The sequence below is a fragment of the Peptidiphaga sp. genome (genome assembly GCF_057238965.1).
Window position 1 is genome coordinate 14,488 of sequence record NZ_DBHHEV010000032.1, and the last position, 8,681, is coordinate 23,168.

An 8,681-nucleotide genomic window follows, 5' to 3' on the forward strand; every position below is an offset into this window, starting at 1 on the left:
CAGCCTCACCTCCTCTGACGCCGAGGGCGGCCACCAGAATCCCCACGCCCGCGGGCACATTCGCCACAGCCCGGGCGAGTTGCCGCGCCGGACCGCTTCCGCCGCGCGCCACGAGCACGACGACGTCGAGCCATCCGAGCAGCCGATGGGCTGCGCTCCCTTCGATCAAGGCCTCTCCGGGCAAGTCGATGACGCACAGGTCCCGCACCTGGGACAAGGCGGCCACCGCGGCCTCCCCCGCCTCGCCCGAAGGCATCGCGCCCCGATCGTCGGCGCTGAGCACGGCAAGCCCTCGCTCGGAAGGCAGCGAGTTGAGCAGCCGCCCAGGGACCAGCACGCCCGAATCCGACCGCAGGTCGGCCCATCTGACGCCGGCCTGCCCGTCGAGGGCCAGCAGTCGGTCGGCCCCCGCAGAACACTGGTCGGCGTCGACGAGGGCCACCCGGAACCTGCCTTCCAATGTGCGGGCAAGCCACGCGGCGACGGTTGAAGCGCCGGCGCCGCCATGAACTCCGACGACGCCGACGATCTGCCCGCGCCTGGTCGTCCCTGCCGCCAAAAGCAGCTCGAGAAGGTCCTCCGCCTCGTCGGGCAGGGTGAGCTCGAGCGACCCCCAGGCGAAGTACGGGGCGTAAGCCGGATGAAAGCGCGCGCGGACTTTTACCGCCGACGCCCTCACCTCGCTCAGATTGAGGACGGCCGCGTCGGCGCCGCCGTCCGCCACATGCTCGACGTCGATGCCTCCCAATGCGGCGATTCGATCGACTTCCGATCTGACCGCTGCGCTGGAGCTGGACAATGCGACCACGGGAAGGCTTCCGTCGGGCGACGCCCGCCTTTGCGAGCCTCCGCCGCGGCCTCCCGAGTGCGCCCTCAAGGCTTGCCGGCGTCCGTTCGCCCCTTCCATTTTTTGCTTAGCGCGGATGTGTGTTTTATCTACACTTTTAGCAATCATGAACGGCATTAAACTCCGTCGGCTTTCGCTTAGCTTCCGATTGAATGCCAGTTGTGGATTGGAAACACGTGGAAAAATCTGTGGACCAAGCGGCGAAAACTTAGCGCCTATGCGTCATTGAAACGCGGACCCGCTTTTCATTCGCGCGAAGGCGCAAAGCGCCCGGACCGGCGAGATTCGATCAGCACGCCCATCGTCTGCGCACGGCAACGAGACCGGCGGACGTCGCCGGTCGGACATCGTCAGCACAGCGCCGTCAGCACAGCTATCGTCAGCACAGCGCCGTCAGCACAGCTATCGTCTCGCACACGGTCTGAGCGACGTCGGCCATCCGATCCGCACCGGGCATCCCCGACGTCGGGATGTGGAGCTCGCCCCACACCCAGTTTCGCCCGCCGTCGAGCATGTATTCTTTTGGAGCAGTCCCTTGACGGACCCCTTTCACGAACGACCCTTTCGCACGAGCCTCTCGCACGATCAGCATGCGGCCCACGCGAACTTCGGAGGAAAAATGCGCGCAGCCAGATTCATAGCCGTCGCCGTCGTCCCTTTCTTGCCGTTCGCCCTTTCCGCGTGCAGCCTCGACGCGAAATCGACGTCGATAGGGGCTTCGGGAGCCGACGGGGGACTCCAGCGAAAGCCTCAGCGCGGGCGCGTCGAAGCGGGAACGACGAAGATCCTGAAAGAGTCGGGAGGCTTCGGGTCTCTCGACCTCTCCGCCGATCAGTACCGAAAGATGGGGGCGTGCGTGACAAAGCGGCTCTACGATCAGGCGACCGCCTTCACGCTCAACGGCTTGGCCAGCGGCAAGCAGGACTTTCAAATCGCGGTGAAAGACCGGCAGATTCTGGAGAAGGCCACGGCCGAATGCGCAAGCCAAGCGTCCGCCCAGATCGCGAACCCGGACAAGAACCCCGATCAAGACAAGAGCACAGACCCGGCCAAGGGACCAGATTCGGACAAAGGCGCCGTCCCGTCGCCGGCTGGCAGAACGAACCAAAGTTCAGATCCGTCTCGGCAATGAGCGCCCCTCATAACAGCAATGAATGCCCCTAGAGAGAGCAGAACGGCAGGATACGCACAGCAACAGGCAAACAGACAACAGGGTAAACACAGCGACAAGTCAAGCCAATGGAAAGAATGGAGATCTCGCAGGATACCCTTGTAGGCTGATGGAAGCGGTTGTAAGGCAGCGGCCGCCCCCGAACTTAACCATACGGAGGTATCATGCGTCTAAAGAAATTGTCCGTTCTCCTGTCAATTCCAGCATTGGCCCTTTCGCTGGCTTCATGCGGGAGCGACTCGAAGGGGGAGTCAAAAGAAACCTCAGGCGGAGGCAAGGCAGCCACCGCTTCCACAAATCCGCCTTCGGCGAATCCGTCCTCCGCGACCGGTTCGAGTTCGAAATCCCCGTCGGACGACGGTTCGTCCGCCAGCTCGTCCGACGACTCAAACTCGGGCAACGAAGGATCCGGGAACAACGCCGAAAAGCCCTCCAAGGAGGCCGCCATAGCCGGCATGTCAAAGATGGTCAGGGAGCTGCCCCAGCTCAAGAACACCAACATGCCCGAGCCTGTCCTCCAGAGCCTGTCCACATGCATAGTGGACAAGATCTATGACAAGGCGACGCCCGTGACCCTCAACGGCCTCGCAACAGGCAAGACCAGCGCACCCTTTTCAGCCTCCGACAAGACCCTTGTCAAGAACTCCGTGCTGCAGTGCATCAACGAACTCAAGCAGCAGATGGGGGGCGGCGCCGGAAACCAGTGACCGAGCGGCGAAACCGTGGCCGCCCTCGAACTCCGGGCAGTTCCACTCACGCCGGTTCACAGCCGCATTCACACGGACGGGAATCGTGGGCGGAGCCGCCCAGTCGCGGCTCCGCCCACTCCTTGAGCGTTTCCCCCGTTGTCTCAACCCTCGCCGACGGGGCAGCGTGAGAAACTTGCAGCCATCTCGCCTCCAATGGACCGAAGCCGCTGCAAGGAGATTGTTCCCGCCTACGACCAGACATTTCGTTACAAAAACGCCATCTCAGCGCGAAACTGCAACATTTTGCAGCCAACGGGTGGGAGTCACATCAGCGGGGAGTCGTCCCCCCGATTCGCTTACTTGGCACGCGCACGTGTAATGTAACTTGAACGGTAGAGCGGTTCAAGCCGCCAAACATCTGCCGCCCACAAAGAAAAGGAGTGCCGTGCCGAAGACAAGCTTGGCCGCCGCTTTAGCCTGCTCGCCTGCCTCGCCCTTGCGAGTTCCAGTCAGCGATTCGACACTTCTCAGAAAAGTGGAAAGTTCAACGCTTCCATATCCATGCGGGACGCATCGTTCACGCCGATGGTCAGTTACACGCAGATGGACGGTTTGAAACCGGTCGATTCGGTAGCTTCCTGGAAATAAAGCTATCCTGTCGCAGCGCAGTCTCATCAACAGTAAGGAACACAATGCTACGCAAGAAGATCGCAGCTTTCATTGCGATACCCACACTCGCCTTTTCCCTCGCAGCTTGCGGCGGGGGTGACAGCGACGCAAAGCCTTCGAAAGAAGACGTCAGCAAGGGTCTGACGAAGATTCTCTCCTCCCAGCCCTTTATCCGCAAAGCGTCGCCAACCGCCATCAAGAAGTTGGCCTCTTGCGCCGCGGACAAGATTTACGACAAGATGAGCAACGAAAACCTGAAGGCCATCGCCGACGGCAAGCAGAAAGCCGAGGTCAGGAAAGGCAAAGAGGAGCAATTCCATAAGGACAAGGAAGCTCTCAGCACCGCGGCGAGGGAATGCGCGACGAAGTACAGCAAGGAACTTACACAAACGAAGTGAACCTTCGCTCTCTGAAGTGAGCACCGGCATGTGGGCGGCCTTTGGGCCGCCCACATGCCGCATTTCGCCACGCACCGCATTTCCCGCGTTGGATTGCGACGTGGAATCGCCCCCTCTCGAAGAGTCGAAGTCGGCCGGATCGGAAAAGCCGAAACCCGCCCTTCAAGGCCTGAGGCCCGCCTCGCCAGACTTCGAGCTTCCCTTCCGATCGGCCACGCCTGTCGTACGCTTTTCGAAGAGGAGGAACCATGACGATCCCCACGGACCCCTACAACTCGCCTCAGCGCAGACCGTTCGACGAGGGCCACATTCTCAAGCCTCTCTACGAAGAGAAGCCCAAAGCGGCGGATTTCGGGCATTCGGCGGCAAAAGAGCCCGACGCGAAGGGACGAGCCGACGCGAGCGAGGGGGCGGGCGCGAATGAACGACCCGAAGCAAGCGAAGGATCCGGCGAGAGAAGAGGATCCGGCGGCAGCGCCGCATCTGGGAACGGCGGCTCGGCGCCGTCGGGCATCGTGTTCACCCGGGCGACGCAGGTGCCGTCCGAACCCGACCTAGACGACACTCGCCCTCGCACCCTTGCCACTCCGCTTTTCCGCGCCGCCCCGGAAACGCCGTCGGCTTGGAACGCAGCCTCTGCCTCGACCGCTTCTCCGGCGACAACGTCGATTCCCCATCCGACGGCGGCCTCTCCTGCCGCAGCGGCCCCCTCCGCTGAGACGACTCCCCTCGCCGCGGCGGCCTCCTCCGCCGCAGCCTATCCGTCCGCAAGCTCTCCCGAGCCGCCTCAGGCGGAGTCGCCCCACCGTCCCGCAACCGAGGGAACCGCCCCCAACCCAAGCGTCACGCCCGCCGAAAGCGCCTCACCCAGCCAAAGCGCCGCCTCCAGTCCAAGCGCGGCGCCAACCGAAAACGCAACACAAGTCAAAAGCGCCGAACCAGCCGAAAGCCCCACGGAGCCCACTCCTCCCATGCCGTCGGACTTCCTCCCGTCCACCGCGCCGACGCCGTCGATCACGCCTGAGGACCCGGAGGAAACCGCCTCGGCCGCTTTCCGGCTTTCGGCGCCGCGGACGCCTTCAAGCGCCTCCGGAAGAGGCGAGCCTGGGGATTCCCCCGCCGCAATGCGTGAATCCTTGGCCGCCGCCGCAGGCCTAGGCTCCTTTTCGAGCTCACGTACACCCGACCAGCAGCTCGGGCCCACGGACTCTCCGGCCGCCTCTCGCCCCTCGCCAACGAGGCGTTCACGCTCCCAAACGCCGGCTTATTCCCAATCTCCCGGCCATTCCGGAGCAGGCCGACGCTCGCCCGCGCATTCGCTCTCCGTTCAGTCTGCCGTCGTCTCGGCAGCCTCGCCGTCGGAAAACAGGCATCCCATCCGCACAAGCCTCAGGCGCGCCCTCGCCGACGTCGACGCGGACGGGATTCCCACGACCGGCGGAGTCTCCAGCATCTTCAGCGACGATGTCGCCACGACGACGTTCGAAACGTCTCGGGACATCGGCGGCACATACGAAAGCGCGACGTCGTTCGCGGGCGCCTCGACGTTCGGCGAGGGCTTGACGTTCGGCGCGGATTCGGCCTTCGACACCGAGGCCGTCGGCGACTCTCTCTCATCGGAGGCTTTCCCCGCCTCGTCCCCCTCCCGCGCCTCAGAAGAGGCAGACGCGGACGACTCCGGGCAAGCCTCGCCTGCGTCCTCGCGACGCCGCACAAACGTCAAATCTCAGCGGGCGGCTCTCGACGAGAGCCTGGAATCCGACGTTCCCGCCGCACCGAAAAAGCGCGCGCCCGCACACGTCGGAGTGCTTTTCGCCACAATCCTCCTCGTTCCCCCTGCGTGGTATGTGGTATCCGACGCGCACGCGCGCCTCGTCGCCGCCTACAAGGATTCATCGGTCAATTTTGCGGGGGCCGGCGAACTCGTCGGGGGGCTGGCAATCCTTGCCCTCATCTGGTTCCTTGCCCGGGCGTCGTCTTTGGGTGCGGCCTTCACCGGCTGGATCGTCGCGGCCTTCGGGGCGTTGGGGCTGGCTTTGCCGCATTGGACCGAGCGCTCGATTCTCGACCCGATCTCCCAGCGACTCGCGGGGAACGGCTTCACTCGCAACGTCGCCAATCTGCTGGCGTACGACATGCTGACCGGCCTGATGTTCGTTTTCGGCGGGGTGCTCATTCTCACCGGAGCGGTTTCGCACTGGGCCCGCCGTCGCGGCCACAAGTATGGTGTACTCATTGCGCGCCGTACGCTCGCTCTCGAATCGCTACAGGACTACGAGAACGTGTACGTACCCACATCGCGGGCTCGACGTGCGGAGCCAACAGACACAAACGACACTTAGGACGAGACGATGAGCGCTCCCGCAGACAACTCGGCGGTCTTTCTGCCCGGCCCCTGGCAGCATCGGCTCATCAACGCCAACGGGTGCCAATTCCACATCGCCCACATGGGCGAGCACCGCAGCGATCGCCCGCTCGTTCTTTTCGTCCACGGATTCCCCGAATACTGGTGGGCGTGGCGCCACCAGATCGAAGCCGTCGCCCTCGCCGGCTACGAGGTGGCGGCCATCGACCAGCGGGGCATAGGCGGGTCAGACAAAACGCCGGACTCGGCCGACGGCATGCTCCTCACGCAGGACCTCGCGGCCATTGTCCGCAGCCTCGGAACGTCGAGGGCCGTCGTCATAGGCCAAGGTCGCGGAGGATTCCTCGCGTGGTCGGTGGCGGCCCTCGAGCCCGACGTCGTCGAAGGCGTCATGACCGTCTCAGCGCCACACCCCCGCACCCTCCAGAGGCTCGGCACGCATCTGACGCTCAAAACCTGGCGTCAGGTGCTCAAAACGCTCATTCCGCATTACGCGGCGAAGCGCCTGACGGACGAAGAAGTCCTCAGAAAGCTCCTGACAGACTGGTCGGCGCCGGGGAACGCCGGCGCATCCGGGGAGGCCGCCAACTACGCCGCGGCGCTCCGTCTGCCCGAGGCGGCGTCGATCTCGCTCGAACAGCTTCGTTGGTCTTACCTTTCGACGTCGAAGATCAACGGACGCGAACACATGGCTCTCACCCGCCGCTTCGTGAACGCGACCGTGTGGGCGGTGCGCGGCGAACGCGACCCGCTCCTGCCCGCGCGGGCCTGGAGAAAGGACCTCGAGTTCGCCAGGGGCAACTATCGCTTCATCGAGGTTCCCGACGCCGGGCACTTCGTCCAAGAAGAGCAGCCCAGCCGCGTCACCGAGCTCGTCTTGGAGTTCCTGGCCCAGATCTGAGGCTCAAACGCGCCCGGCAATGAATCCGAGCCTCAAGCCCGCCCTACAGTGAATCCGAGCCTCAAGCCCGCCCGGCAAGAAGCGGGTAGGACGGGCAGACGTCGGCCAGGGCGCACGCCCCGCACGCGGGCTTTCGCGCACGGCACACTTGACGCCCGTGGAAGATGATCCGGTGGCACGCCTGCGTCCACTCGCTTTCGGGAATGAGGCGGGCGATGTCCGCCTCGACCTTGACGGGATCCTCGCTTCTGCTCCACGCCCAGCGCCGTGCGAGACGGCCGACGTGGGTGTCGACGGTGATTCCGGGCACGCCAAACGCATTTCCGAGGACGACGTTCGCCGTCTTCCTTCCGACGCCGGGAAGCTTGACGAGCTCTTCCAGGGTCCGCGGCACCTCGCCGCCGTGGTTCGCGCACAGAGAGGCGGCAAGGCCGATGCAAGAGGCCGCCTTGGCTCTGTAGAAGCCGAGGGGATGGAGAATGTCTTCGAGCTCAAGGCGGTCCGCGCCGGCAAGGGCCTCCGGTCCGGGATAGGCTTCGAAAAGGCGCGGGGTGACGGTGTTGACTCGCGCGTCCGTGGTCTGCGCCGAGAGGACGGTGGCCACCAACAGCTCGAAGGGATTCGAGTAATCCAGTGCGCACGCGGCGTCGGGATAGAGCGCCGTCAGGCGGCGGTTTATCTCAAAAGCTGCGTCCTTGCGGGCAGAAAGGGACCGCGGACGCTGTGGCAAAGAGGCACGTGAAGGCATGCCCCAAGCGTAACTCGCTCCGAAAACTCGAAATATGATCGACTGTGAGGTAAATTGCAATGTTAGAGTTTAGTGTGATCCACTACAAAGGATTGAACGACGGAAAGGGAACAGATGGACATTAGCGTTCTCAAGGCGGTTCCGCTCTTCAAGGACATCGACGCGGAGGACCTTGAGGCTCTCAGCCAGCTGATGAGCGAAACGTCTCTCAAACGAGGCGATTCGCTTTTCCGCGAAGGTGACGAGGGCGACCGCCTGTACATAGTCACCGACGGCAAAGTCAAGCTCAGCCACTCGTCCGACGACGGCCGCGAGAATCTCATCGCCGTTCTCGGCCCGGGTGAGATCATCGGCGAACTCTCACTGTTCGACCTCGGCGCCCGTTCCTCTACGGTCACCGCGATCGCGCCCACCCGCCTGATCTCCTTGAACTTCATCAACCAGCATCCCGACATGGCCATAACCATGCTTCGAGAGCTGGCCCGTCGTTTGCGCAACACGAACGAGCAGATGGCCGATCTGGTCTTTTCCGACGTCCCCGGCCGCGTCGCCAAGGCGCTGATCGATCTGGCCAATCGCTTCGGAGAGCGGACTCCCGAAGGCATCTACGTCGCCCACGACCTCACACAGGAAGAGCTTGCCCACCTCGTGGGCGCCTCCCGTGAAACGGTGAACAAGTCGCTTGCCGACTTCGTTTCGCGCGGCTGGATCCGCCTCGAGGGAAGAGCAGTTCTCCTCATCGAGATCGGGCGCCTCCAGCGCCGCGCCCACTGACGGAGCCCTCGGCGGTCGGAAGCGATGAGACTTCCGACCGCCGGAGCCTTGCGACATGCGCGCGGTTGAGGCTTTCACACGGACCTCGCGACGCTTGCCCGGTTGCCGCGTTCACACGG

Annotated in this window: 9 protein-coding genes; 6 read left to right on the forward strand and 3 right to left on the reverse strand. The window is 63.9% G+C overall.

What is annotated here, in order from left to right:
• Both ACO48X_RS05405 and ACO48X_RS05410 read right to left on the reverse strand, forming a co-directional pair.
• The coding region (locus tag ACO48X_RS05405) for a CpaE-like family protein (protein WP_485001101.1) at positions 1-808 on the reverse strand (808 nt) is incomplete at its 3' end.
• A 418-nt stretch (positions 809-1,226) separates the two neighbouring features.
• Positions 1,227-1,400, reverse strand: a complete 174-nt coding sequence (locus ACO48X_RS05410) for a hypothetical protein (protein WP_485001102.1) — start codon at positions 1,398-1,400, stop codon at positions 1,227-1,229.
• A gap of 66 nt (positions 1,401-1,466) precedes the next feature.
• Here ACO48X_RS05410 and ACO48X_RS05415 point away from each other — a divergent pair, with 66 nt between their 5' ends.
• The 5 genes from ACO48X_RS05415 to ACO48X_RS05435 all read left to right on the forward strand — a co-directional run bounded on the left by ACO48X_RS05415 (position 1,467) and on the right by ACO48X_RS05435 (position 7,040).
• A complete protein-coding gene (locus ACO48X_RS05415; RefSeq protein WP_485001103.1) occupies positions 1,467-1,979 on the forward strand; it encodes a hypothetical protein in 513 nt (170 codons plus the stop codon).
• 203 nt (positions 1,980-2,182) lie between these two features.
• On the forward strand, positions 2,183-2,725 hold the full coding sequence (locus tag ACO48X_RS05420) for a hypothetical protein (protein WP_485001104.1): 543 nt from the start codon (positions 2,183-2,185) through the stop codon (positions 2,723-2,725).
• Positions 2,726-3,399: 674 nt separating this feature from the next.
• Entirely contained in the window at positions 3,400-3,774 is a 375-nt protein-coding gene (locus ACO48X_RS05425; protein ID WP_485001105.1) for a hypothetical protein, read from the forward strand.
• Positions 3,775-4,022: 248 nt separating this feature from the next.
• Entirely contained in the window at positions 4,023-6,116 is a 2,094-nt protein-coding gene (locus ACO48X_RS05430) for a hypothetical protein (protein ID WP_485001106.1), read from the forward strand.
• Positions 6,117-6,125: 9 nt separating this feature from the next.
• Positions 6,126-7,040 carry an alpha/beta fold hydrolase gene (locus ACO48X_RS05435; RefSeq protein WP_485001107.1) on the forward strand — a complete coding sequence of 305 codons (915 nt, stop codon included), beginning with the start codon at positions 6,126-6,128 and terminating at the stop codon, positions 7,038-7,040.
• Between the two features lie 61 nt (positions 7,041-7,101).
• Here the strand turns inward: ACO48X_RS05435 and nth are convergent, their stop codons facing one another.
• Positions 7,102-7,788 (reverse strand): endonuclease III, encoded by a 687-nt coding sequence (gene nth, locus ACO48X_RS05440; RefSeq protein ID WP_485001108.1) that lies wholly within the window; start codon positions 7,786-7,788, stop codon positions 7,102-7,104.
• A gap of 114 nt (positions 7,789-7,902) precedes the next feature.
• Between nth and ACO48X_RS05445 the strand changes: the two genes are divergently transcribed.
• The gene (locus tag ACO48X_RS05445) at positions 7,903-8,562 is read left to right on the forward strand and encodes a Crp/Fnr family transcriptional regulator (RefSeq protein ID WP_485001109.1); all 660 of its coding nucleotides are present in this window, start codon (positions 7,903-7,905) and stop codon (positions 8,560-8,562) included.
• Positions 8,563-8,681 lie beyond the last annotated feature (119 nt).

Coding starts and splice junctions, on each gene's coding strand:
- nth (WP_485001108.1), bottom strand. CDS start 7,788: ATGCCTTCACGTGCCTCTTTGCCACAGCGTCCGCGGTCCCTTTCTGCC.
- ACO48X_RS05425 (WP_485001105.1), top strand. CDS start 3,400: ATGCTACGCAAGAAGATCGCAGCTTTCATTGCGATACCCACACTCGCC.
- ACO48X_RS05415 (WP_485001103.1), top strand. CDS start 1,467: ATGCGCGCAGCCAGATTCATAGCCGTCGCCGTCGTCCCTTTCTTGCCG.
- ACO48X_RS05420 (WP_485001104.1), top strand. CDS start 2,183: ATGCGTCTAAAGAAATTGTCCGTTCTCCTGTCAATTCCAGCATTGGCC.
- ACO48X_RS05435 (WP_485001107.1), top strand. CDS start 6,126: ATGAGCGCTCCCGCAGACAACTCGGCGGTCTTTCTGCCCGGCCCCTGG.
- ACO48X_RS05430 (WP_485001106.1), top strand. CDS start 4,023: ATGACGATCCCCACGGACCCCTACAACTCGCCTCAGCGCAGACCGTTC.
- ACO48X_RS05445 (WP_485001109.1), top strand. CDS start 7,903: ATGGACATTAGCGTTCTCAAGGCGGTTCCGCTCTTCAAGGACATCGAC.